The organism is Citrobacter sp. 172116965, assembly GCF_013458095.1.
Classification (GTDB): Bacteria; Pseudomonadota; Gammaproteobacteria; order Enterobacterales; family Enterobacteriaceae; genus Citrobacter; species Citrobacter braakii.
Genome location: NZ_CP046673.1, coordinates 1,037,992 through 1,063,261, shown reverse-complemented (window position 1 = coordinate 1,063,261; position 25,270 = coordinate 1,037,992). Strand labels below are relative to the sequence as shown.

Here is a 25,270-nt window from a genome sequence, read left to right as displayed (position 1 = left end):
TTTTCGACGCCGGGGAGCACATGGCTAAAAACCAGACTGATGCGGATGATGATAAAACACAGGATAGAAAACAAATGCGGTAGCGGGGTAAAGAGTAGAATTAACCGGGCAATGCCTTAACAGACCTGAAAATCATAGACCTATTATGGCATCGCCCGTTTTCAATTACGCACGAATCGTGTCGTCACCGAAGCCAACCCACTTATAGGTGGTCAGTGCTTCCAGACCCATTGGGCCACGCGCGTGCAGTTTTTGCGTACTCACAGCCACTTCCGCCCCCAGTCCGAACTGGCCGCCATCGGTAAAACGAGTAGAGGCGTTAACGTACACGGCAGAAGAGTCCACTTCATTCACGAAACGATCGGCGTTACGCAGGGTGCGCGTCAGGATGGCATCGGAATGCTGGGTCCCATGCTCGCGAATGTGGGTGATAGCATCGTCCAGATCGGTAACGATTTTCACGTTCAGATCCAACGACAGAAACTCGTCGTCATACTCTTCGGCTTTCACCGCAACCACGTTAGCGGGCCCTGCCTGCAATGTGGCCAGCGCGGTGTCGTCGGCATGCAGCGTGACGCCGCTTTGTGCCATCTGCTGGCTCAGCGCAGACAGAAAACGCGCAGCGATATCCTGATGCACCAGCAGGGTTTCTACGGTGTTACAGGTGCTCGGTCGCTGGGTTTTGGCGTTGACGATAATCTTCAGCGCCGGGTCGATCTCCGCGCTATCATCAACATAAATATGACAAACTCCAATGCCGCCGGTGATGACCGGGATAGTCGACTGCTCACGGCACAGCTTATGCAGACCCGCGCCACCGCGAGGGATCAGCATATCAATGTACTTATCCATACGCAGCATTTCAGCGACCAGCGCGCGGTCCGGGTTATCTATCGACTGCACGGCTGCAGCGGGTAAACCACAGGCTTCCAGCGCCTTTTGGATAACCGCCACGGTTGCCGCATTCGTTCGGTACGTCTCTTTCCCACCGCGCAGGATCGCCGCATTACCGGTTTTCAGGCACAGGGAAGCCACGTCAACGGTGACATTTGGACGCGCTTCATAAATCACGCCAATCACGCCTAGCGGAACGCGACGACGTTCGAGACGCAGGCCGCTATCCAGCAGACCGCCGTCAATCACCTGCCCGACCGGGTCGGCGAGATTACATACCTGACGCACATCGTCGGCAATCGCTTTCAGACGCGCCGGAGTCAGCGCCAGGCGGTCGAGCATCGCGTCGCTCAGGCCGTTGGCTCGCGCTTGCTCAACATCTTGTACGTTCGCGCTGAGGATGCTTTCCGTTTGCGCTTCCAGCTCATCAGCTATCGTTTCCAGTACGCGGTTTTTTTCGCGACTGGAGAGCAGCGCCAGCTTGTATGACGCAGCTTTGGCAGCAATGCCCATTTGTTCCAGCATATGCCTGTTCCTTAACGGGTAATCATGTCGTCGCGATGGACAGCAACCGGACCGTATTCGTAGCCTAGGATGGTGTCGATCTGTTGTGAGTGATGTCCGGCAATACGACGCAGCGCATCGCTGTTATAGCGGGTAACGCCGTGGGCAATATCGCGCCCTTCGAGATTGCAGATGCGGATCACTTCACCACGAGAGAAGTTGCCTGTCACGCTTTTAATGCCTTTTGGCAGTAATGAACTGCCACGCTCCAAAATCGCTGCGGTCGCCCCCTCATCAACGGTAATTTCCCCGGCAGGCGGTGCGCCGAAGATCCAGCGTTTACGGTTCTCCAGCGGAGAGGCCTGTGCATGAAAACGCGTCCCAACGGAAACGCCTTCCATCACGTCGCCAATTACGCCCGGCTTGCTGCCTGCAGCGATAATGGTGTCAATCCCGGCGCGGCATGCAACATCAGCGGCCTGCAGTTTAGTCCCCATACCGCCGGTTCCCAGACCCGAGACGCTATCACCGGCAATGGCGCGCAGCGCATCATCAATACCGTGAACGTCTTTGATCAGCTCAGCCTGCGGGTTGGTGCGTGGATCGGCGGTAAACAGCCCTTGCTGATCGGTCAGCAGCAGCAGCTTATCGGCCCCGGCCAGAATCGCCGCCAGCGCTGAAAGGTTGTCGTTATCACCGACTTTAATTTCGGCGGTCGCTACGGCGTCGTTCTCATTAATGACAGGAACGATGTTGTTATCCAGCAGCGCGCGTAGCGTATCGCGGGCGTTAAGGAAGCGCTCTCTGTCTTCCATATCCGCACGCGTTAGCAGCATCTGTCCGATGTGAATACCGTAAATCGAGAACAACTGTTCCCATAGTTGAATCAATCGGCTCTGCCCTACCGCCGCCAACAGCTGTTTCGAGGCTATCGTTGCCGGGAGCTCAGGGTAACCCAGATGCTCACGTCCGGCGGCAATCGCGCCCGAGGTAACGATAACAATACGATGCCCTGCGGCATGGAGCTGCGCACACTGGCGAACCAGTTCTACGATGTGGGCGCGGTTCAGGCGGCGCGATCCGCCCGTTAACACACTGGTGCCAAGTTTTACCACCAGCGTCTGGCTGTCACTCATGATTCTCTGCCATTCAAAATTGGGGAAAATGATATCAAACGAACGTTTTAGCAGGACTGGCCCCGGTTGCCAACAACCAGCGTACAAAGCATGAAATTTTATTGCGCAGGATCAGCAAGCGTAGCGGCAGATTTTGACGCATTTATTACAGAAACAAAAAAACATCCTTTTTTAAAAATATTCTTACTTTGTCATAAAACGTTCATTACCAGACGTTAAAAACCCTCCTGTCTTTTAACGGGGATCACACCCAGTGAATATTAGCGCGTACTTTTAATCAGGAATGAAAATGAAAAAGAGCACTCTGGCATTAGTGGTGATGGGTATTACTGCGTCGGCATCCGTACAGGCAGCGGAAGTGTATAACAAGAACGGTAATAAACTGGACCTGTACGGCAAAGTAAAAGCCATGCATTACATGACGGATTATGACAGCAAAGACGGCGACCAGAGCTATATCCGTTTAGGTTTTAAAGGCGAAACGCAAATTAACGATGAACTGACGGGATATGGCCGCTGGGAAGCAGAGTTCGCCGGCAATAAAGCCGAAAGCGACTCTAACCAGCAAAAAACCCGTCTGGCCTTTGCCGGTCTGAAATTAAAAAACCTTGGCTCGTTTGATTACGGTCGTAACCTCGGCGCGCTGTACGACGTGGAAGCGTGGACCGATATGTTCCCGGAATTCGGCGGCGACTCCTCCGCTCAGACCGATAACTTTATGACCAAACGCGCCAGCGGCCTGGCGACCTACCGTAACACCGACTTCTTCGGCGTCGTGGATGGTCTGGATCTCACCCTGCAATACCAGGGGAAAAATCAGGACCGCGATGTGAAAAAACAAAATGGCGACGGTTTTGGTACTTCCGTTACCTATGATTTTGGCGGCAGCGATTTCGCGGTGAGCGGTGCGTATACCAACTCCGATCGTACCAACCAACAGAATCTGCAAACGCGCGGGACTGGCGATAAAGCAGAAGCCTGGGCAACCGGTTTAAAATATGATGCTAACGATATTTATATTGCGACGTTCTATTCTGAAACGCGCAATATGACGCCAATTTCCGGCGGCTTCGCCAATAAAACACAGAACTTCGAAGCGGTAGTTCAGTACCAGTTTGACTTTGGTCTGCGTCCGTCACTGGGTTATGTGCTGTCAAAAGGGAAAGATATTGAAGGCGTAGGCAATGAGGATCTGGTCAATTATATCGACGTTGGCGCAACGTACTATTTCAACAAAAATATGTCCGCGTTTGTCGATTATAAAATCAACCAGCTCGATAGCGACAATAAACTGGGCATCAACAATGATGATATCGTTGCTGTCGGTATGGTTTATCAGTTCTGATGTAGCATAAAAAAATGCCGGATGGGTTGCGCCGCCATCCGGCATTTTACTGTTCATTATGCCGTTAATTTAACCGGTTCATCGTTAAAATCGTCAGCAGGCTCCAGCGCCAGATTCAGCGACGTTAACAACCCACGTAATTTTTCATGAAATTCACGTAAGGTGTATTCCAGTCGCTCTACCACTTCAGTCTCTTTCACCGGCACCGCAGTCCAGTTCCCGTCTTTATCGAACAAGCCAAACTGGTAGCTGTACGTGAAGCGTTTTTCCTGCGCCTCCAGTTCCATCCACCAGCCCCAAAACTCGCGTTTCTCTGGGGCGGGTTTCACATTGACGCAAACAGCCAGACAATCGAAAAAAAACCGATTATCTTCGCACTGCCCTTCCCGGATGTACGGGCCAAGCGCGGTGAATTTCTTGATCAATCTACTTTTCGGATGCCCACTCGGTAACGTCATTACGATCTCCTTAGGTGAAGCACCTGTTTTACCAAATCGATAAAATTTAGCAAACTTTTAACACAATCTCTGATTGATCCAACCGGTTATTTCCTGCAGCCCTTTGTCAAAATTGCGATACACCGGGTTGAATGGAATCTCCAGCAACTTACCGTCAGAAGATGAAGAAGTGATTAAACGCGACTCCTCTTCCGGGCTAAACGGATCGTTTTTCCAGAACCCCGACAGCATTGGCGTTGGGCAGCGTCGGCCCAGCAGGCCCTGCACTTTTAATGAATAGCGATTAAGCTCAACGCGCAACGCTTCATCGGATGCGTCGTGCATTCCCAAACGACTGGCCAGAACGTCAAGGTACATTTCCGGGACGCTTGCCTGGCGCTGCGGGTCACTAAGCAGCGCATGAACCACCGGACCCAAACAGGCCACCGCCTTCAGACGTGATGATTCCAGATACGCCAGGCGTACCGCCACGTTGGCGCCAAAGCGGAAGCCGAAGGCCGCCACACGAGTGTGATCCACCCACGGAACATTCGGCAGCGCTTTTAATACGTGCTGGTGCAGCAGGCTGGAGTCCTGGGTCAGTTTCCATTTTGACGAGAACCCGACCGACGGCATATCCAGCGTCAGCATGGCAATACCGCGCGGGGCAAAGTAGCGCTCATACAGAGTGTAATAATCCGTTTGCATGGAATCGAGGCCACCGCACATCAGCACCGTCGGGAACGGACCGTCGCCTTTTGGCATATGCAGGAAGCCGGTAATCGGCGCGCCGCCGGTAACGGCAAATTCCATCTCACGCAGCGTGCCCGGCAGACGCTGTGCGGCCTCTTCATAGGCGCGATTGGCCAGAGCCTGCGCCTGCTCTGCCAGCTCATCGCCTTTTAAGTGCGGATAAGCGGCGATGTTGTAGAGCGTGGAAGCATGCAGCCAGTGGCGTCCGCTCACCTGCGGATCCTCTTCCATAGAGGCTTTCTGTTGCCAGTCCATCGCCTGCTTCGCCCACTCGTAAATCCAGTTTCCGCCGCGATAGCCGATAACCGTGTCGTAAAGCTCTTTATCGGTGCGTTCGGCTTCGCTCATGACGATACGCGCCTGCACTTCGAGGATTTCGCGCGGATCGACGCCACGCCAGATCCACATCAGGCGGTTCACCATACGGTACCAGTGCGGGATGGTTTTGCCATCCAGGGTCGATTGTACGGACGGCTGCGCGCCGTGATTAAAACGACGAACCAGCGTTGACGTTTCAGGGTGTTTGAAGCGGGGTTTAAACAGGACTTCGCTGAGGTTAGCCTGTGACATGATTGCAGCCTCCATGAGTACTCACTAAGGCATAGTGTAACCTGACACAGCACAAAAAGAACAACGCCCGACAGTGCGGGCGTTGAAAACTTTTTAGATTAGCGACCCGAGATCGGCGGAACGAACACTACGCCCATATCCCACGGCTGCTCAATCCAGGTATCCTGAGGGATATCAACAACATAATCATTCACCAGCGGGCGACCTGCCGGCTTAGCGAAAATAGTGACGAAATGCGCTTTAGGGTACATTTCGCGGATCGCTACGGCGGTACCACCGGTGTCAACCAGGTCATCAATTACGATGAAACCTTCACCGTCGCCTTCGGCACGCTTCAGCACTTTCAGTTCGCGCTGGTTGTCGTGATCGTAGCTGGAGATGCATACGGTATCGACATGACGAATACCCAATTCACGCGCCAGCAATGCGCCCGGCACCAGACCACCACGGCTAACGGCAATAATGCCTTTCCATTGTTCAGAAGGCATCAGGCGGCTTGCCAGTTTACGTGCATGGATCTGCAACATGTCCCAGGTGACGACGTATTTTTCGCTCATGTGAAGTGTCCCAGCCTGTTTATCTACGGCTTAAAAAGTGTTCGAGGGGGAAATAGGTTGCGCGAGATTATAGAGATCTGACGCACTAAAAACCAGTGTTTCGCGGAATCCGCGCCTCTTTTTGCATGCTTTATGCTAGCCGTCAGCGGAGAAAGTGGTATTCTCAATCGCATCGCGCAAGCCTGACTTGTGATGTTTTTAATTCTGCTAACCCTGTGACCTGCAAGCAAGTTTTGTAGGACATCGCCAAGGAGACTCAACGTGTCTGAACTGTCTCAGTTATCCCCGCAACCGCTGTGGGATATTTTTGCCAAAATCTGTTCTATTCCTCATCCGTCCTACCATGAAGAGCAGCTCGCTGAACACATTCTGAGCTGGGCCCAAGAGAAAGGTTTCCACGTCGAGCGCGATCAGGTCGGTAATATCCTGATTCGCAAACCCGCTACCGCAGGAATGGAAAACCGCAAGCCGGTCGTTCTGCAAGCGCACCTGGATATGGTCCCGCAGAAAAATAACGACACCGTGCACGACTTCACTAAAGATCCTATCCAGCCTTATATTGACGGCGAATGGGTAAAAGCCCGTGGCACCACGCTGGGTGCGGATAACGGCATCGGTATGGCGTCCGCACTGGCCGTTCTGGCTGATGACAACGTGGTACACGGTCCGCTCGAAGTGCTGCTGACCATGACCGAAGAAGCAGGTATGGATGGCGCGTTTGGTCTGCAGGCTAACTGGCTGCAGGCAGATATTCTGATCAACACCGACTCTGAAGAAGAAGGTGAGATCTATATGGGTTGCGCAGGCGGTATCGACTTTACCTCTAACCTGCCGCTGTCCCGTGAAGCAATCCCGGCTGGCTTCCAGAGCTTTAAGCTGACGTTGAAAGGCCTGAAAGGCGGTCACTCCGGTGGCGAAATCCACGTTGGTCTCGGTAACGCTAACAAGCTGCTGGTACGCTTCCTGGCGGGTCACGCTGAAGAGCTGGATCTGCGTCTGGTTGATTTCAACGGCGGTACGCTGCGCAACGCAATTCCGCGTGAAGCCTTTGCCACCCTCGCCGTGGCGGCAGATAAAGTTGATGCGTTAAAAGCGCTGGTCAACACCTACCAGGAAATCCTGAAAAACGAACTGGAAGCCAAAGAGAAGAACCTGGCTCTGCTGCTGGATGCCGTGACTCACGACAAAGCCGCGCTGACCACTCAGTCTCGCGACAGCTTCGTACGTCTGCTGAACGCCACCCCGAACGGTGTTATCCGCAATTCCGACGTAGCCAAAGGCGTGGTAGAAACCTCCCTGAACGTCGGCGTTGTAACCATGACTGACGACAACGTTGAAATTCACTGCCTGATCCGTTCCCTGATCGACAGCGGTAAAGACTACGTGGTAAGCATGCTGGATTCACTGGGTAAACTGGCTGGCGCGAAAACCCAGGCCAAAGGCGGATACCCAGGCTGGCAGCCGGATGCTAACTCTCCGGTTATGCACCTGGTTCGCGAAACCTACCAGCGTCTGTTCAACAAAACGCCAAACATCCAGATCATTCACGCCGGTCTGGAATGTGGTCTGTTCAAGAAACCGTATCCGGAAATGGACATGGTTTCCATCGGGCCAACCATCACCGGTCCGCACTCCCCGGATGAGCAGGTTCATATCGAAAGCGTTGGTCACTACTGGACGCTGCTGACTGAACTGCTGAAGTCTATTCCGGCGAAGTAAGATCCTGCGCTAAATGCCGGATGGCGCTACGCTTATCCGGCAATCCATCAGAGTCACAGCCCCAACAGCAGCTGTCTTTCCAGTTGGGGATCCAGCAGCGTGACGTGTAATCCCACCAGCCTCACGCCTCGCCCTCCCCGACGTTCTTCCCAGGTTTTACGCGCCGTCGCAATTAAGTCATCTTTATTTAAGCGCGGCCAGACGTGCTCCTGCGTGGTCTGCTGAAAATCATTAAACTTGAGTTTTATCCCCTGGCGAGCGATAAGGAGATCCGGCTTTACCTTGGCCAGACGCCGTTCCAGTTCGGGATAAAGCCGCTCAATAATCGCCTCACACTCTGACCACTCATGAATATCTTCCGCCAGCGTGCGCTCCACGCCGACGGATTTGCGCAGTCTGTCGTTGTTAACGTCCCGCTCGTCAATGCCCTGGCTTCGCTCCCACAGCACGCGACCAAACTTACCAAAACGTTTGAGCAGCATTGCCAGGTCGTATTTTTGAACATCCTCGCAGGTACGCAATCCCATTGATTCCAGCTTCGCGGCGGAGACTTTGCCGACGCCGGGAATTTTGCCGAGCGGTAACGTTTTGAGAAATTCAGGAACATCGGCAGGGGTAATCACATATTGCCCGTTGGGCTTGTTGAGATCGGAGGCTATTTTTGCCAGAAATTTAACCGGCGCAATCCCGGCGGAGGCGGTTAGCTGCAGCTCGTTAAAAATCGTCTGGCGGATCTCCTGGGCGATCAGCGTGGCAGAACCGTGGCAGTGGGTGCTGTCGGTTACATCCAGATAGGCTTCATCCAGCGACAGGGGTTCAATCAGCGAGGTATAGCGGGAGAAAATCGCCTGAATCTGGCGGGAGGCTTCTTTGTAGGCCTCGTAGCGACCGGGTAATAAGGTAAGATGCGGGCATAGCTTTAACGCCATTCCCGTTGGCATCGCGCTACGCACGCCAAATTTGCGCGCCGGGTAATTGGCTGTACTGATAACCCCCCGGCGCTCCCGGCTGCCGCCGATGGCAATGGGAATGTCACGCAGAGCGGGGTTATCGCGCATTTCCACCGCTGCGAAAAAGCAGTCCATATCAACATGTATGATTTTGCGCATTACTCGCCTCCCACAACACTGTTTAAGTATACAGTATTTTTATAGTGTGAGAAGTATGATTATTCCTTACGCCGGACCATTCATGACGAAGCGGGCATCGCACAGGTAACGCACAATATCCTTTTTCGTATGTTCTGCGGGATTCCCCGCCGTACTGACAAACAGTTTATTCACTTTGCGAACATTTGCCCGCAGCAGTTTTTCGATTGTCATCAGGCGGAAGGCATCATTTTCAACGCAGAAAAGCTCGTAGTCGCCCAGACGTTCACCACAAATTTCACAGTGATTCATCCAGTAACGTAGCCCGGTGGTTTTACTTTTATCGAGGTAGTAATTGCTGGCTTTGATGTTCTTTTTTATCTCTTCAGGCAGAGAATTAATGTGGAACAAAAAGCTGTTACGCCTGACCGACTGCCAGCCCTGACCATCCTGATTTTTCTTAATAAAGCGGGTAAACATCACGCCATGGATGCGGGTAATTTGGTGGCAGCTCCAGCAGTGCATCTTCGAGGTAATCACCAGATAGTACGGCGCGACAATATTAAAATTGTCGGTGTCGTAGACATAGTCACGAAGCGCCCCGTTTAGCTCGTGGGGTTCGGTGTACCAGATACCTGAGACCTTGTCGAAATGCGCCCCCTGACAGGCTACATCGGTGACGTTATCAGTATGAATCTCCAATGGAATAATATGGGTTACATCTATCACATTGCCTTCCTGAGGAATAAATTTCCCCCACGTTGCGTGGGGGACGAGAACAGAATTAATGAGTGACGGGAGCAGATTGTTGACGTAAAGAAGTCACCTGCTTTTGCTTGTCCAGCTTATCAACCAGCGGTTGCACAACCTTCTCTCCCTGCTGGCCAAAATATTGATACAACGTATCGGAAGCGCTTTGCGTCAGCACCATGATCTCAATGCGACGGTTCCCGGCACTTTCCGGGTTTTTCGCATCCAGCAGCATTTGGTCCGCCATCGCGCTGACCTGCATGACTTTATTCTGCGGCATTCCGGCATCCTCCAGCACGCGTCGCGCCGACAAAGCGCGGTCGCCGGAGAGGTTCCAGTTGTTGTAAATGTTACTCTTATAGCTCATCGCGTCTGTATGCCCGGTGATGATTATCTTGTTATCCAGCGAGTCAAACACGGGAGTCAGTTCAACCAGCAGCGATTTAAAGAACGGCATAATCCTGGCGCTACCGCGCTCAAACATATTGCGATTCTGGTCATCTTTAATCAGTACGCGCAGCCCCTGAGGAACAATCTCCATCTCGAGGTTAGTTTCCATATGCGCATTGCGGGCGATAACGTTAATGTCGGTCGCCAGTTCGCCCAATTCGCGGGCTGATTTTTGTTTCAGCAGCACCGCTTTTTCATTCACATCCAGCGCCTTTTTCGCGTTCTCTTCCGTAATTTTCGCCGTCTCCTGCGGGTTTACGGTTTTATCGAGTTTGTTGCGCGTGACGTTTTTCTTCTGCGCTCCCGGCGCTATCGGCTGCTTGCCCAGCTTATTTAACGGCGCCATACCGCCACCGTTAAAGATTGACTGACCATGCAGCGCCGCCACGATATTTTCGCGGTCAGCTTTACTGACACTGTTCACAATCAACTTTATCGTGGTTACCAAGGGTGCCGAGCGTATCTCCGAGGTTTCGGCCCGCTTTACGCTGGACGCCATGCCCGGGAAGCAGATGGCGATCGATGCCGATCTGAACGCAGGCCTGATTAATCAGGCCCAGGCGCAGGCACGACGTAAAGATGTGGCGGGCGAAGCGGACTTCTATGGCGCAATGGACGGTGCGTCGAAGTTCGTGCGCGGTGATGCCATCGCCGGGATGATGATCCTGGCCATCAACCTGATAGGCGGCGTCTGTATCGGTATTTTTAAATACGATTTAAGCGCCGAAGCCGCCTTCCAGCAATACGTACTGATGACCATCGGCGACGGTCTGGTCGCCCAGATCCCGTCTCTGCTGCTGTCGACAGCGGCGGCGATTATCGTTACACGCGTGAGCGACAGCGGTGATATCGCCACAGACGTGCGTAGCCAGTTGCTGGCCAGCCCCTCCGTACTCTATACCGCCACCAGCATTATGTTTGTACTGGCGGTGGTACCGGGAATGCCGCATTTCCCGTTCCTGGTGTTCAGCGCCCTGATGGGTTTCACCGCCTGGCGTATGAGCAAGCGCCCGAAGGTGGCTGAAACTGAAGAGAAAAATCTTGAGACGCTGACCAAAACTATCGTTGAAACCACCGAGCAACAGGTCAGTTGGGAAACTATCCCTTTGATCGAGCCAATCAGCCTGAGCCTGGGGTACAAGCTGGTATCGCTGGTAGACAAATCCAAAGGGAATCCGCTCACTCAACGTATTCGCGGTGTACGGCAGGTTATCTCAGACACTAACGGCGTGCTGCTCCCGGAAATTCGCATCCGCGAAAACTTCCGTCTAAAACCGACCCAGTACGCCATTTTTATCAATGGGATCAAGGCTGATGAGGCCGATATTCCCTCAGATAAGCTGATGGCGCTGCCCTCCAGTGAAACGTATGGCGAGATCGATGGTGTTTTAGGCCACGATCCGGCCTACGGTATGCCGGTGACGTGGATTGTCCCGGCGCAAAAAGCCAAAGCGCTAAATATGGGGTATCAGGTCATTGATAGTGCCAGCGTCATTGCGACGCATGTGAATAAGGTCATTCGCAACTTTATTCCCGACCTGTTTAACTACGATGATATTACCCAACTGCATAACCGCCTCTCTTCGATGGCCCCCCGTCTGGCGGAAGATCTGAGCGCGGCGCTGAATTACAGCCAGCTCTTGAAGGTTTATCGGGCGCTGCTGGTCGAAGGCGTGCCGCTGCGCGATATCGTTACCATTGCCACCGTACTGGTCGCCAGTAGCGCCGTCACTAAAGATCATATTCTGTTGACGGCAGATGTGCGTCTGGCGCTCCGTCGCAGCATTACCCATCCGTTTGTGCGCAAAGATGAGCTGGCGGTCTACACGCTGAATAATGAGCTGGAGAATCTGCTGGCTAATGTAGTGAATCAGGCTCAGCAAAGCGGCAAAGTGGTGCTCGATAGCGTACCGGTCGATCCTAATATGCTGAATCAGTTCCAGACCAATATGCCGCAGATTAAAGAACAGATGAAAGCCGCGGGTAAAGAGCCGGTACTGCTGGTCGCACCGCAGCTACGTCCTCTGCTCGCGCGCTATGCGCGCCTGTTTGCACCAGGCTTACAGGTGTTGTCATATAACGAAGTTCCGGATGAGCTGGAATTAAAGATCATGGGGGCGTTGAGTTAACCCCTGACGAGGCGGTGCCATTCGCACCGCCTTTTTGATTACAGAATGGTATTTTCCGTCAGAATACGACGAGCGCCGAGATAATGATCCTGCCAGAAGTCATCGGATAAATTGCTCACCCGAATCGTTTCTCCCGTACGCGGCGATTCAATAAATTGTCCCTGCCCCAAATAGACGCCCATATGATCGGCAATATCCCGACTGTGAATATGAAAGAACAATAAATCACCACGACGAAGGTCGCGATTAGCGACGATGGTCGCCCGCCGATAGTGATACATTTCATTCGCCGTACGTGGCAATTTTGCTGCCAGAATTTTGTTGTAGGCATAAAAGATCAGCCCGCTACAGTCAAAGCCTTGTTCCGGGCTGGTCCCGCCCCACAAATAGGGTTTACCTAACTGCTGCTCAAGACGGTGGATTGCCACTTCGGTTATGTTGTGCAGATGATCGCTACTGAGAAAATGGTCATTCTCAGCCAGCTCCTGCCAGCGTTGATCGCTCGCTTTTAATGGCCCCGGGAACCACTCCGGGTGCTGTTTAATCAGCGTCCTGTTTTGCTGGCGCAGCGCGCTTTTACTTTGCGCATTACCTTCCACCACATAACTTGCCTGCTTTTTTACCTGCGCGTGGTACTGCTTTAGCAGCCGGGCGCGGTTACGCATGCGTAATTGCGCCGCATAGCTTAAATGGGCGTCAGATAAGAGGGGCTGAACTTTGGCGACAGACGGCGAGGACAACACAACACACAAAGACAGCAGACCCGGCAAAAAGCGTCGGGGCGCAGAGACAAAAGACATGAAAACAACACTACCTAATCAAACACGTTCGCCGCAGTCTACCGCTATTGCCGGGCATTCCATTTTAATATTCGATTATTAAATTATTAATTTTTTAAATTCAATATATTAGGAATTCTGCACTCAGAAGACTTAATGACGTGCGCTAACCCGCAAAATACGTCAGTATCTGACTGCCTTTAAGCACAATTTTCCGTATAAAGAAAATCTAAAGTGTAAACGCCGCACGAGAGACTTGCGAAAAACTCTCTGGGTGATAATGTGAGCGCTCCAGATCCAGATTTATCCGATTTGGGAACTCTTTTTGCCGTCCTGGCGTGTGTAATCGTTTTATCAAGGAATAAGCAGTATGCGTAAAATCGCATTTTTTCTTGCGATGCTTTTATTGCCGTGCGTTTCATTTGCCGGTTTGCTGAGCAGCAGCAGCCCGACTACGCCTGTCAGCAAAGAATATAAGCAGCAATTAATGGGCTCCCCCGTCTATATCCAGATCTTCAAAGAAGAGCGAACGCTGGATCTGTACGTCAAGATGGGCGAACAGTATCAATTGCTCGACAGCTATAAGATCTGCAATTATTCCGGCGGCTTAGGTCCGAAACAGCGTCAGGGCGATTTCAAAAGCCCGGAAGGGTTTTACAGCGTACAGCGCGGACAGCTGAAACCGGATAGCCGCTTTTATAAAGCGATTAACATTGGTTTCCCTAACGCCTATGACCGCGCACACGGTTATGAAGGTAAATACCTGATGATCCACGGCGCCTGCGTTTCCGTCGGCTGCTACGCAATGACCGACAACGGCATTGATGAGATTTTCCAGTTTGTCACCGGCGCACTGGTGTTTGGGCAGTCCAGCGTGCAGGTTAGCATTTATCCATTCCGCATGACCGATGCCAACATGCAGCGCCATAAGTTCTCGTATTACAAAGAATTCTGGGCGCAGCTAAAGCCTGGCTACGATTACTTTGAACAAACGCGTAAGCCACCGACCGTTTCCGTCGTCGATGGCCGTTACGTTATCAGCAAGCCGTTGAGTCACGAAGTGGTTCAGCCGCAACTGGCATCAAACTATACGCTCCCCGAGACAAAATAACGCCCACTCGCCTGGCATAATCTTTTGCCAGGTTTCATTGCCGGTTAGCGGCTGAGTGGCAATCACGGTGACCACATCATTGGGTGTGGTCTCTGAGCTAAAATCGATTTCCACATCCTGATCCAGCAGTGTCGCCACGCCAAACGGCGCACGACGGGTGATCCAAAACAGGTTGGTCGAGCAGAAAGCCATCACATAACGCCCGTCAGACAACAGCATGTTGAAGACGCCCTTCTCACGCAATTCTCCTGCCAGCATAGCGATATATTTAAACACTGCCGTCATATTGCCAGGCGTACGCGGATACCGTTCAGTCAGCTTGTGGAGCAGCCAGCAGAAAGCTTTTTCGCTGTCGGTTTCCCCGACCGGGCGGAAATTACCGGTTTCCAGCGATTTATAGCCGCTGAGCTGTCCGTTATGAGCGTACGTCCAGTTACGTCCCCACAGTTCACGCGTAAATGGATGGGTATTTTCCAATGCCACTTCGCCACGATTCGCCTGACGAATATGGGCAATCACGGAACAGGATTTGATGGGATAGTCTTGTACCAGTTTGGCGATAGGCGAATTAAAGCTGGGTTGCGGATCTTTAAACGTACGGCAGCCCTTACCTTCATAAAACGTAATACCCCAGCCGTCTTTGTGCGGCCCGGTACCTCCGCCGCGCTGAACCAGCCCGGTGAAGCTAAAGCAGATATCGGTTGGCACATTGGCGCTCATCCCGAGCAGTTCGCACATACATCACCTCCACAAACGCCTTTAAGCGGGAAGGCGTAATTGTTGCAGCCAGTTTAGATTCGGACAGCGCGCAGAAACCGGAGCGTACACGTAGTACGTGAGGATTTCGGGCACTGCCCGGATTCAAAATGGCAAATAAAATAGCCTTCTTACTTCACCATCTCTTTTTCGATCAACTGGATCAGGATATGGATCACTTTGATATGAATTTCCTGAATGCGGTCAGCATAGCCAAAGTGCGGCACGCGAATTTCGATATCCGCACTGCCCGCCATTTTGCCGCCATCTTTACCGGTCAGGGTGATGACTTTCATCCCTTTCTCGCGCGCTGCGGCAATCGCTTTAATCACGTTACCGGAGTTACCCGAAGTAGAGATGCCTAACAGGACATCGCCTTCGCGACCCACGGCTTCAACGTAGCGGGAGAAGACATAATCGTAACCGAAATCGTTGCTGACGCAGGAGATATGGCTGACATCAGAAATAGCGATCGCCGGGTAGCCAGGGCGGTTTTCGCGATAACGTCCCGTCAGCTCTTCGGCGAAGTGCATCGCGTCGCAATGGGAACCGCCGTTACCGCAAGAAAGTACCTTACCGCCAGCTTTAAAGCTGTCTGCCAACAGGACCGCCGCGCGCTGAATGGCGTGAATATTGGCGTCATCTTTAAGAAAATTAGCCAGCGTTTCCGCCGCTTCGCTCAGTTCGTTACGAATAAGATCCTGGTACATGAGGATATCCTTCAGCATGAATGTAAATGACAAGATGCAGTGTACCGGATAGCGCTACCAGCGAGAAGTACAAGCCACAGGAATGGCTGCGGCTTTTGATTTTTTGTGCCGGTTAAAACAGCAACAATGTGAGCTTTGTTGTAATTATTTTGTAAACACATTGCTAAAAGAATTTACATCCACTACAACCATATCATCACAAGTGGTCAGACCTCCTACAAGCAAGGGAGCTTTTCGTTATGATGATTTTGAGTATTATCGCTACGGTTGTTCTGCTCAGCGTTCTGTTTTATCACCGCGTGAGCTTATTCCTCAGCAGCTTAATTTTGCTCGCCTGGACAGCTGCGCTTGGCGTGGTTGGCCTGTGGTCAATGTGGCTGCTGGTTCCTCTGGCCATTCTCCTCGTACCGTTTAACTTTACGCCAATGCGCAAATCCATGATCTCTGCGCCAGTGTTCCGCGGTTTCCGTAAAGTCATGCCGCCGATGTCGCGTACTGAGAAAGAGGCGATTGATGCCGGTACAACCTGGTGGGAAGGCGACCTGTTCCAGGGCAAGCCAGACTGGAAAAAACTGCATAACTATCCTCAGCCGCATCTGACAGCTGAAGAACAAGCGTTTATTGACGGCCCGGTGGAAGAAGCCTGCCGCATGGCGAATGACTTCCAGATCACCCATGAACTCGCGGATCTGCCGCCGGAACTGTGGGCGTATCTGAAAGAACACCGCTTCTTCGCGATGATCATTAAGAAAGAGTACGGCGGGCTGGAATTCTCCGCGTATGCTCAAGCTCGCGTTCTGCAGAAACTCTCCGGCGTTTCCGGGATCCTGGCGATCACCGTTGGCGTACCTAACTCCTTAGGCCCTGGCGAACTGCTGCAGCATTACGGCACCGAAGAGCAGAAGAATCATTACCTGCCGCGTCTGGCACGTGGTCAGGAGATCCCCTGCTTTGCTCTGACCAGCCCGGAAGCGGGTTCCGATGCAGGCGCGATCCCTGATACCGGCGTGGTTTGTATGGGCGACTGGCAGGGCCAGCAGGTGCTGGGTATGCGCCTGACCTGGAATAAGCGTTATATCACGCTGGCGCCTATCGCTACCGTACTGGGTCTGGCATTTAAACTCTCCGACCCGGAAAAACTGCTGGGTGGTGAAGAAGATCTCGGCATTACCTGTGCGCTGATCCCAACGTCAACGCCAGGCGTACAAATTGGGCGTCGACACTTCCCGCTGAACGTGCCGTTCCAGAACGGTCCGACGCTGGGCAAAGATGTCTTCGTGCCGATTGATTACATCATCGGTGGCCCAAAAATGGCCGGTCAGGGCTGGCGCATGCTGGTGGAATGTCTGTCCGTGGGACGCGGTATTACCCTGCCGTCTAACTCGACGGGCGGCGTGAAATCGGTCGCAATGGCAACCGGCGCGTATGCGCATATTCGTCGCCAGTTCAAAATCTCTATCGGTAAGATGGAAGGTATTGAAGAGCCGTTGGCACGTATTGCGGGTAACGCGTACGTGATGGATGCAGCGGCGTCGCTGATTACCTACGGTATTATGCTGGGTGAAAAACCGGCGGTGCTGTCGGCCATCGTGAAGTATCACTGTACCCACCGTGGACAGCAGTCAATCATCGATGCAATGGATATTACTGGCGGTAAAGGCATTATGCTTGGCGAAAGCAACTTCCTCGCCCGTGCTTATCAGGGCGCGCCTATCGCCATTACCGTTGAAGGTGCCAACATTCTGACCCGGAGCATGATGATCTTCGGTCAGGGGGCGATTCGCTGCCATCCGTACGTTCTGGAAGAGATGGCTGCGGCACAGAGTAACGATGTGAATGCGTTCGACAAGCTGCTGTTCAAACACATCGGCCACGTCGGCAGTAACAAAGTGCGCAGCTTCTGGTTGGGCCTGACGCGCGGCTTAACCAGCAGCACGCCAACCGGCGATGCGACCAAACGTTACTACCAGCATCTGAACCGTCTGAGCGCTAACCTGGCACTGCTTTCGGATGTCTCCATGGCCGTACTGGGCGGTAGCCTGAAGCGCCGTGAACGTATCTCCGCGCGTCTGGGCGATGTATTAAGTCAGCTGTATCTGGCCTCTGCGGTACTGAAGCGTTATGACGATGAAGGCCGTAATGAAGCAGACCTGCCGTTGGTTCACTGGGGCGTTCAGGATGCGTTGTACAAAGCGGAACAGGCGATGGACGACCTGCTGAAAAACTTCCCGAACCGACTGGTCGCGGGCCTGCTGAATGTGGTTATTTTCCCTACCGGTCGCCACTACCATGCACCGTCTGACAAGCTGGATCATAAAGTCGCGAAGATTCTGCAGGTTCCGAGCGCCACTCGTTCTCGCCTTGGCCGCGGTCAATACCTGACGCCGAGCGAGCATAACCCGGTAGGTTTGCTGGAAGAGGCTTTGCTGGATGTGATTGCAGCCGACCCTATCCACCAGCGGATCTGCAAAGAGCTGGGTAAAAACCTGCCGTTTACCCGCCTGGATGAACTGGCGCACAATGCGCTGGCTAAAGGGCTGATTGATAAAGACGAAGCCGCAATTCTGGTGAAAGCCGAAGCGAGTCGTCTGCGTAGCATCAACGTGGATGACTTTGAACCCGAGGCGCTGGCGACTCAGCCGGTAAAGCTGCCAGAGAAGGTGCGTAAAGTCGAAGCCGCGTAACGACACACGCACAACGTTTAGCCCCGCTTAATGCGGGGCTTTTTATTGCCACATTTCCGTTAGAGCTCATGCTACAGTGTCAAAATGTTGTTCAATGAGGAGCCTCGATCGTGCCCGGTTTGAAAATTACTCTGCTGCAACAACCGCTGATCTGGATGGATGGCCCGGCCAACCTGCGCCATTTCGACCGCCAACTGGAAACCGTCACCGGACGTGATGTCATTGTGTTACCTGAAATGTTTACCAGCGGATTTGCCATGGAAGCGGCAAGCAAATCGCTGCCGCAGGAAGAGGTTGTCAGTTGGATGCGCACTAAGGCGCAACAGACGAACGCCCTTATAGCAGGCAGCGCCGCTCTCCTGTCTGAACGTGGCCCGGTAAACCGCTTTTTGCTGGTCGAACCCGAAGGTAATGTCCATTTCTATGACAAGCGCCACCTGTTCCGCATGGCGGATGAACATCAACATTATCAGGCGGGTGACGCGCGGGTTATTTTTGAATGGCGCGGCTGGCGCATTCTGCCGTTGGTCTGTTATGACCTGCGTTTTCCGGTATGGTCGCGCAACCGCAACGATTACGACCTGGCATTGTATGTCGCCAACTGGCCGGCGCCGCGTTCGCTACACTGGCAGGTTCTGCTCACCGCGCGGGCAATTGAGAACCAGGCTTATGTAGCAGGATGTAACCGCGTGGGTACTGACGGTAACGGCCATCATTATCGCGGTGACAGCCGGGTGATTAATCCCCAGGGTGAGATTATTGCCACCGCCGAGCCACATCAGGCTACGCGCATTGACGCTGAACTGTCACTCTCGGCGCTGCGCGAGTACCGCGAGAAGTTCCCCGCCTGGCAGGACGCTGACCCGTTCACGCTGTAGATATCGCCTTCTTCCCGCTGCACAACGTTTTCCGTAGCGGGATTGTTTCACTCCGTAACCAACCGCAAAACAAATTCGCGTGGCGACGTGTTTCGGGCATCGTATTCTGCAAAGGATAATCACTCGTCTCCAGCGAGTGACAGACAATGTTAATAATTCCCTTATCAGGATCCCGAAATGAAGAACTTCGTACGCATGACTTTGCTGGCGGCAACCGTGGCTGGCGCTTCTTTTAGCACGCTTGCAGCAAACGTATCCAATGTACCCGCACCAGCTCAGGACCCGGTAGTTCAGCACCTTAAACTGAGCACTGACCAGGTTGCGCAGATTAAAAAGCTGCACCAGCAGCTTGAAACCAACGTTAGCCAGATATCGGTGAAGGATGTTAAAGACGGCGCGTTGATTGACGTCATCAAGTCCGGGAAATGGGATGAAGCCGCCGTCAAAAAACAGCTTTCCGCCTTCAGCAATATCGAACAGCAGGCGCGTTATTACCGCGTGAAATACTATTTCGACCTGAACAAAGTACTGACCCCAGAACAGCGCCAGCAGGTGCAAAAAGATATCGCACAGACGCTGAGCGAATAATGACCATGGCCTGAATCAGCAATGATTCAGGCCTTTCGGTAATACTTCCTGCTCGAACAAAAATCCCTGCACAGCATCTGCGCCGCTCATACGGCAAATGGCGTAATCCTGCGGCGTTTCCACCCCCTCGATCACAACCCGTTCTCCCAGCCCGCGAAATTGATTGACCAGTACCCTTAACTGCCAATCCGACGTCCTGAACTGATGAAACATTCCGCTTTCAATTTTGATGGCATCGAAACGGATGCCAGACAGTCGCCAGACAAAAAATAGCTCAGGCGAAACATCATCCAGCCACACGCGAAACCCGTGACGCACCAGGGTTTTGACGGCAATGCATACAGCCTGCTGTTCTGCCTTTTCCAGTCGCATCATGGTGCCCGGATCCTGAATTTCGATAACAATCCGCCCCTGATGCGCCTGTCGGGCGAGCTGCGCAATCCACGACAGACAGGTCAGCATCCTGACGGATAAATTCAGCGAATAACTTCCTGAGAGTGCCAGTACCTGCCGCATTTGCCACAGAAATAGCTGCTGTTTTGCGGTGATGGAAAGGTGCTTGAAAAAAAGATCGAGCGGTAGCGGCGTGCGTACCTGACTTAACACCTCACAGACATCCAGCGATGCATCATCAAAAAAATGGATGCGCTGCAAACGGATCCCGGTGATCCGCAGCAGCTCGGCGTTGCGGGGAAGCTCTGGCCCATGGCGGGTCTGTTCGCTGAATCTGTTCATATCATTCCATTTTTTGATTGAAAGGACGTCGTGCATCCTGCAGCCACGGGATACGACGATCGTTCGGGTATGTCAGGTAAAAGCGCGTCGCCAGACGATGCGCCTCAGGTAGGTCGCGCTGCTGTAACGCCAGCAAGATTTGCGTGAAGGAGACATTCGGGTCTGTGTGAACACGCACATAGTCAGGCGCCCAGCGGCGAACCGCTTCCAGCCAGCGAGCGTCCCGGGTACGCTGATACCGTTGCAGATACCCCATCTGAACATCAAACCGGTAGCGAGGGGCAAGGAGCCAGCCTCCTACCGGGAGCGACTCGGCCAGACGCCACTGCGCTGACTGTCGCTCCGCCAGCGTCAACTGCTGTTGCGTGTGCAGTGAGAGAAGCAACAATGGCGTGAAGGTTAAAAACGAGATCAATGCCAGCGCACGAATCAGCGACGTCGACGTTAGCGTCAGACGAGCCCCTTTTAGCGGGCTATCTGCACAACGAAGCAGCAGGATCAGCAGTAACCAGTGTGGTGTTGACTGCCTGACGGGGTATTCCGTCAACATATGAATAACCACCGGCAGCGCCGCCACCAGACAAGAGCGACGCCAGTGATTTCCGTGCATCCACAGCCAGAACCCCCCCGTAATAAAGCACAGCGCCCCCGCCAGTCCAACCAGGCCGCCCTCCACCAGCCACAGCACCAGCTCATTGTGCGGATGCGAGATGCTGCTCAGCCCCAACGGCCCCGCGCGTTCGAGAAACACGGCGGCAAAACTGCCCACGCCCCACCCCGTCCACGGGCGTTCGGCAAATAATGCCAGTGACGTTTTAAGCACCGTCCAGCGCACCTGGGAAGTGGTCAGGTGATCGACTGTAGCAACGGACAAAAAATGGCGAGCGAGCGTGCCCGCCACCATGCCTAACGCCAGCGGCAGCAGAAGTAGCAACAACATACGGCGTTGCGCCGGGAAAACCACCAGCAGCAAGACTTCACCTACCACCACAGACACATAGCCGGTTTGCGACTGGGATTCATGCAGCACAAAGCCCATCATCACCAGAGCAACCCCGATGACAATTCGATATCTGTCGCGTAGCCGTAAAAAGAGCGGGGCTGACAGCAGCACACCAGATGCAGTGAAGCTGGCCATCAGATTGACCTGCTGAAAAATACCGTAGGGCCGCGTACCGCGTCGCCAGGCAAACTCCCAGTAATCAACTCCCGGCAAATGCCAGTACTGATACAAAAACGCCAGACATTCGATGACGCACGCGCCCCATAGCAGGGTCAGCAGTACCGTCAGGGTGTTTGCCGCAAGCGGAATCTGCAATGTCACCAGATAGACGAGCACGCCTCCCAGCAGCGCCCCTGCGACCAGCTGCGCCTCGAACTGCCAGACGCCAGGCGTCAGCAGACAAAGCAGCGTCAGGATGAGCGCCCCCATCGAAAAAACCGTGGCGGGGACAGTGATGCGCCAGCGTTGACGAGGAACCAGCACTGATGCGCTTGCAGCCAGCACAACGGCATAAATCCAGCTCGTAATATTAAGCGGCAACGACAGACCGCTGCCGCCGTTATTCAGCCAGTAGAGATGCATTCCCCCACACCAGAAAAACAGACTAATAACGAGCAATAATTTCTGCGCAGGCAGCGGGGCAATACGATTCAGTGCGTTCATCATGCTACTGGTAGTTCAGTGTCCAGGTCCCGCTGGCGCTGAACGGACCGTATTCGAGAGACTGATTTTTTATCGCCGACGGCTCTGCTGCGACCCACGCCCAAAAATTTAGCGTCATCGAGCCTGCAGTTATCTCTTTGACTGACGTGCTCTCATCAAGGCGAATTGCCGTGCCGTCCTCTTCGCTCATCCCAATACCGATCCCAGTCGCGCCACCCTGTTCACTGCTATCCAGCGCCAGATGATCGTCCAGTTCAGCATCCTCACTACCACTGAAAGTGACCGAGATCCCGCGAAAAACCTCGGGGTTGCAGTCGCGTAGCTGAATGCTGAATTTTTCCGGCTTACTGCGCCCCGAGAGATAGAGATCCTGCGTCGCGATTTGCCCGAAATCGACCTCGATTTTGTCGCCTCCTGGTGCCAGGCTGCAGGCCAGCGCTCTGATAGTGCCGTGAAAATACATATCACCGCCGACCAGTTTGGTGTCGGCCTGCGCCATGCCGCCAAGCAGTAACACACCGATCGCGAATAACGCCGAAAATCTCATGGCATCCCCCTACTGAAACTGCGCAACAACGGTGGCAGAGGCTTCAAACTCACCTTCCTTAACGCTTCCCACGCCCGGCTTTGCCACCGGTGCAGCGGTGAGATTCCAGTCGCCCTGATTCTGGTAAAAACCTTTCACGTTATAGAATTGATTGGGCACGACGGTGCCACCGCTCTCGTCTTTAAGCATAATGCCGAGATCGTCGCGCTTTTGTCCGCCGCTCAGCGTGCCGAGGAGATGATCGTTGAACCCCGCCGTGCCTGACGCCGTGGTAGTTTGTACGCCAAGATTAATGTTCAGCGCGCCCTGATCGAAGCTGCCGCCTTCACAAACAACATGAATGGGGATCGACTTGCTGTAGTTAGTGCCATTGAGCCGGGCAGCGGATCCTGGCAGATCGCCAAACTCAATACTGATTTTGTCTCCCCGGTTGAAGGTGCATTTGTCCGGTACGGTAATCAGCCCGGATTTAATCACCACACGGGAAATCGCCGTAGTGGGCGTAGGTCCCGCGCTCCCCATGCGCCCGGCTACCTCCACCAGCGATTGGGAAGTGATATTGATGCCGTTGATAATGGGTTTAGTGACAATAAACGTCACTTTCCCTTTTGAACCACTTTCAACGTTAGTGGCGCGCGTGTAGCCCTTGCGCTTTTTGCAAGTGTTATTGCTGTTGCGGTTTGAAACGTTGGTAAAAGGCGCCTGAACATACTGTTTATAGCCCCCGGCAACCCACACCTGCACTTCTACATCCAGATACTCATTTAGCCGAAAACGGTTCGCCCCCTGATTTGAAGGCGGCATCGTAGTCGTGGTGGTGTAGTAAATCGGCGACCGGAAGATGTCAGCCTGCTCGCAATAGAAATTCACCACATACCAACTGCCCAGGTTCCAGGTAAACGGATCCGTTCTGCCACCCACGTGGTTTTTACTGACATCCAGCGAGCTCAATTCGATATCGTACTGATGCGGCGACCCGCCCTCCGGCTCACCTTCCCCCTGTGTAAATGCCTGCCCGGCCAGTGGACAGCCAGCCAGGGCAACCCACAACAGCGCTTTGCGTAATACGCTCATAGATACTCCAGCTTAAGTCTCACCAGGCCGTTAAATTCTCCGGCAGTCACCTCTGGCCCAAAAGATTCCAGCGTGGCCAGAAAGTGAATGGCGTTATCGCCTGGTTTGAGGATCCACATACGTTGCGGTTGGTTCAGATGGATCAGCTGATTACGCTCGGTCAGTAGCCGAATGCCCGCGCCGCGCACATCACCACGAATACGCCCCAGGTCACTGTTTTCCGGCGCGCCTTCGGCCATCAGCGTCATCGAAACGCCACGTTCCACCGTGCTGTGCGCCAGCTCAGGCATTTCGCTGGTCTGCCCGGGGAAATCCCTCAGGGTATGACCAGAGCCCTTTAAGCAGCCGTTCAGGTACAGCGTGACCAACACCGGTTCGCTGCGATCGCCGCCCTGGCGAAACCGACTGGCGGAAATATCACCAAGATTGATGGTCTGATCGCGTGAGGCCATATCCAGCACGCACGGCGACACGTAGACCCGGCCATGAAAGCGGACGTTGCCATACTCACCGGACACGTTGCTCATATCCTGGCGGCCGCTGGTGGCCTGAACCTGCCAGGCCATGCCCGCCATCAGCAGGGCGCAAAGCATCTTTTTCATTTACGATTCCTGTTACCGGGGCTGTTGCTCCATCGGCAATGCTTTACATACATTGCCTGTGCAGCTGAATTTCAGTTCGGGATGACCGCCAAAATCGTTCACGTACATCATGCTGAACTGGCTGACGCTGCCGTCCGTGACGCTGAAATCGAGAGAGGATTTTGGTGAGACCATAACGCCGGGGAAGTCGGTCAATCTGCCGCCTCCCTGCGCTTCTGGCTTGCGGCTTAAGCCGATTAAGGTGACGAAGTAAGGCGTTGGGTTATCCACACTCCAGCGCTGGCCCTGCTTGTGAAAGACCAGTTGGTTTTGCCACACTGCGCCCGGCGTTTCCGGCACAATGGCGGCCGGACGGTAGAACAATTTGATGCGCGACTGCATCGCCAGTTGCAGCACGTTCGGCTTATCCGGTTTAGGCGGAATTTCACGTACGTTCAGGTAGAACAAGCTCTCGCGATCCTGCGGCAGGGCGTTGATCCCGCTGGTTTTCGTCACGCGGGCAATTCCCTTTTGCCCGCCGTTAATTCGTTGCAGCGGCGGTAAGACCATCAGCGGCGAGGTAATTTTTGTTCCGTTGGCATCTTCCACCCACGACTGAGCCAGAAACGGAATGCTCGGACTGGTATTGGTTAAGTTCGCACTGACTGAGCGCGCATCACCAGTGATGATCATGCGGGTACGGTCGAGCGCAATACCCGCCCATGAGGTGTTGATCTCTGCAATCAAAAGCAGGCCACAGGCCACGGGTTTAAGCCAACGCTGCACGGAGTAAAAAGCTTGATTATTCATGACAAAATTCATTCAGGTT

At 53.5% G+C, this 25,270-nt stretch carries 23 protein-coding genes and 1 pseudogene; 7 read left to right on the top strand and 17 right to left on the bottom strand.

The window, feature by feature from the left end; all coding sequences use genetic code 11:
• Positions 1-165: 165 nt before the first annotated feature.
• Positions 166-1,419, bottom strand: coding sequence for a glutamate-5-semialdehyde dehydrogenase (gene proA / locus GPJ68_RS05100; RefSeq protein WP_104652197.1), 1,254 nt, complete (start codon positions 1,417-1,419; stop codon positions 166-168).
• An 11-nt stretch (positions 1,420-1,430) separates the two neighbouring features.
• Complete coding sequence (proB, locus tag GPJ68_RS05095) at positions 1,431-2,534, bottom strand: glutamate 5-kinase (RefSeq protein WP_003031373.1); 1,104 nt, start codon at positions 2,532-2,534, stop codon at positions 1,431-1,433.
• Between the two features lie 289 nt (positions 2,535-2,823).
• On the opposite strand from proB, the gene phoE reads away from it, so the two are divergent.
• A complete protein-coding gene (gene phoE, locus GPJ68_RS05090) occupies positions 2,824-3,879 on the top strand; it encodes a phosphoporin PhoE (RefSeq protein WP_016151867.1) in 1,056 nt (351 codons plus the stop codon).
• A gap of 56 nt (positions 3,880-3,935) precedes the next feature.
• Here phoE and crl read toward each other — a convergent pair whose 3' ends face one another.
• The 3 genes from crl to gpt all read right to left on the bottom strand — a co-directional run bounded on the left by crl (position 3,936) and on the right by gpt (position 6,196).
• Entirely contained in the window at positions 3,936-4,337 is a 402-nt protein-coding gene (gene crl / locus GPJ68_RS05085; RefSeq protein WP_016151866.1) for a sigma factor-binding protein Crl, read from the bottom strand.
• A gap of 57 nt (positions 4,338-4,394) precedes the next feature.
• Entirely contained in the window at positions 4,395-5,639 is a 1,245-nt protein-coding gene (frsA, locus tag GPJ68_RS05080) for an esterase FrsA (protein ID WP_016155767.1), read from the bottom strand.
• Positions 5,640-5,737: 98 nt separating this feature from the next.
• Positions 5,738-6,196: a xanthine phosphoribosyltransferase gene (gene gpt / locus GPJ68_RS05075; protein WP_003031380.1), complete on the bottom strand. Its 459-nt coding sequence runs from the start codon at positions 6,194-6,196 to the stop codon at positions 5,738-5,740.
• Positions 6,197-6,457: 261 nt separating this feature from the next.
• On the opposite strand from gpt, the gene pepD reads away from it, so the two are divergent.
• Positions 6,458-7,915 (top strand): cytosol nonspecific dipeptidase, encoded by a 1,458-nt coding sequence (gene pepD / locus GPJ68_RS05070; RefSeq protein ID WP_016151863.1) that lies wholly within the window; start codon positions 6,458-6,460, stop codon positions 7,913-7,915.
• Positions 7,916-7,968: 53 nt separating this feature from the next.
• Here the strand turns inward: pepD and dinB are convergent, their stop codons facing one another.
• The 3 genes from dinB to lafU form a co-directional block, all read right to left on the bottom strand.
• Complete coding sequence (gene dinB / locus GPJ68_RS05065; RefSeq protein ID WP_016155765.1) at positions 7,969-9,024, bottom strand: DNA polymerase IV; 1,056 nt, start codon at positions 9,022-9,024, stop codon at positions 7,969-7,971.
• Positions 9,025-9,090: 66 nt separating this feature from the next.
• Positions 9,091-9,732 carry a hypothetical protein gene (locus tag GPJ68_RS05060; protein WP_016151861.1) on the bottom strand — a complete coding sequence of 214 codons (642 nt, stop codon included), beginning with the start codon at positions 9,730-9,732 and terminating at the stop codon, positions 9,091-9,093.
• 55 nt (positions 9,733-9,787) lie between these two features.
• Positions 9,788-10,702, bottom strand: a complete 915-nt coding sequence (gene lafU / locus GPJ68_RS05055) for a putative lateral flagellar export/assembly protein LafU (RefSeq protein WP_071600315.1) — start codon at positions 10,700-10,702, stop codon at positions 9,788-9,790.
• Here lafU and GPJ68_RS05050 point away from each other — a divergent pair.
• Positions 10,614-12,332 (top strand): annotated as a pseudogene (locus GPJ68_RS05050) (flagellar biosynthesis protein FlhA); the annotation flags it as partial. The gene lafU and the pseudogene GPJ68_RS05050 overlap by 89 nt on opposite strands.
• 38 nt (positions 12,333-12,370) lie before the next feature.
• On the opposite strand, the gene GPJ68_RS05045 reads toward GPJ68_RS05050, so the two are convergent.
• Positions 12,371-13,132: a C40 family peptidase gene (locus GPJ68_RS05045; RefSeq protein ID WP_016155761.1), complete on the bottom strand. Its 762-nt coding sequence runs from the start codon at positions 13,130-13,132 to the stop codon at positions 12,371-12,373.
• Positions 13,133-13,481: 349 nt separating this feature from the next.
• On the opposite strand from GPJ68_RS05045, the gene dpaA reads away from it, so the two are divergent.
• Positions 13,482-14,222 (top strand): peptidoglycan meso-diaminopimelic acid protein amidase, encoded by a 741-nt coding sequence (gene dpaA, locus GPJ68_RS05040; protein WP_016151817.1) that lies wholly within the window; start codon positions 13,482-13,484, stop codon positions 14,220-14,222.
• Here dpaA and GPJ68_RS05035 read toward each other — a convergent pair.
• Both GPJ68_RS05035 and lpcA read right to left on the bottom strand, forming a co-directional pair.
• Positions 14,193-14,960 carry a class II glutamine amidotransferase gene (locus GPJ68_RS05035; protein ID WP_016151816.1) on the bottom strand — a complete coding sequence of 256 codons (768 nt, stop codon included), beginning with the start codon at positions 14,958-14,960 and terminating at the stop codon, positions 14,193-14,195. The two genes, dpaA and GPJ68_RS05035, sit on opposite strands and share 30 nt — an antisense overlap.
• Before the next feature lie 149 nt (positions 14,961-15,109).
• Positions 15,110-15,688 carry a D-sedoheptulose 7-phosphate isomerase gene (gene lpcA / locus GPJ68_RS05030; protein ID WP_016151815.1) on the bottom strand — a complete coding sequence of 193 codons (579 nt, stop codon included), beginning with the start codon at positions 15,686-15,688 and terminating at the stop codon, positions 15,110-15,112.
• Between the two features lie 239 nt (positions 15,689-15,927).
• Between lpcA and fadE the strand changes: the two genes are divergently transcribed.
• The 3 genes from fadE to GPJ68_RS05015 all read left to right on the top strand — a co-directional run bounded on the left by fadE (position 15,928) and on the right by GPJ68_RS05015 (position 19,838).
• Positions 15,928-18,372 carry an acyl-CoA dehydrogenase FadE gene (gene fadE, locus GPJ68_RS05025; RefSeq protein WP_104652198.1) on the top strand — a complete coding sequence of 815 codons (2,445 nt, stop codon included), beginning with the start codon at positions 15,928-15,930 and terminating at the stop codon, positions 18,370-18,372.
• A 110-nt stretch (positions 18,373-18,482) separates the two neighbouring features.
• Complete coding sequence (locus GPJ68_RS05020) at positions 18,483-19,250, top strand: amidohydrolase (RefSeq protein ID WP_016151813.1); 768 nt, start codon at positions 18,483-18,485, stop codon at positions 19,248-19,250.
• A gap of 177 nt (positions 19,251-19,427) precedes the next feature.
• Positions 19,428-19,838 carry a Spy/CpxP family protein refolding chaperone gene (locus GPJ68_RS05015; RefSeq protein ID WP_016155758.1) on the top strand — a complete coding sequence of 137 codons (411 nt, stop codon included), beginning with the start codon at positions 19,428-19,430 and terminating at the stop codon, positions 19,836-19,838.
• 15 nt (positions 19,839-19,853) lie between these two features.
• On the opposite strand, the gene GPJ68_RS05010 is transcribed toward GPJ68_RS05015, so the two are convergent.
• From GPJ68_RS05010 to GPJ68_RS04985, 6 genes are read right to left on the bottom strand one after another with little or no spacing between them, the layout of a single operon-like run.
• Positions 19,854-20,573, bottom strand: a complete 720-nt coding sequence (locus GPJ68_RS05010) for an EAL domain-containing protein (RefSeq protein WP_172860846.1) — start codon at positions 20,571-20,573, stop codon at positions 19,854-19,856.
• A gap of 1 nt (position 20,574) precedes the next feature.
• On the bottom strand, positions 20,575-22,242 hold the full coding sequence (locus tag GPJ68_RS05005) for an O-antigen ligase (protein WP_180837159.1): 1,668 nt from the start codon (positions 22,240-22,242) through the stop codon (positions 20,575-20,577).
• Between the two features lies 1 nt (position 22,243).
• Positions 22,244-22,786, bottom strand: a complete 543-nt coding sequence (locus GPJ68_RS05000) for a fimbrial protein (RefSeq protein WP_016155755.1) — start codon at positions 22,784-22,786, stop codon at positions 22,244-22,246.
• A 9-nt stretch (positions 22,787-22,795) separates the two neighbouring features.
• Positions 22,796-23,860 carry a fimbrial protein gene (locus GPJ68_RS04995; RefSeq protein WP_104652200.1) on the bottom strand — a complete coding sequence of 355 codons (1,065 nt, stop codon included), beginning with the start codon at positions 23,858-23,860 and terminating at the stop codon, positions 22,796-22,798.
• Positions 23,857-24,462 (bottom strand): fimbrial protein, encoded by a 606-nt coding sequence (locus GPJ68_RS04990; protein WP_019076065.1) that lies wholly within the window; start codon positions 24,460-24,462, stop codon positions 23,857-23,859. The genes GPJ68_RS04995 and GPJ68_RS04990 overlap by 4 nt, the downstream gene beginning before the upstream one ends.
• Before the next feature lie 12 nt (positions 24,463-24,474).
• Complete coding sequence (locus tag GPJ68_RS04985; protein ID WP_046275745.1) at positions 24,475-25,251, bottom strand: molecular chaperone; 777 nt, start codon at positions 25,249-25,251, stop codon at positions 24,475-24,477.
• Between the last annotated feature and the right edge of the window lie 19 nt (positions 25,252-25,270).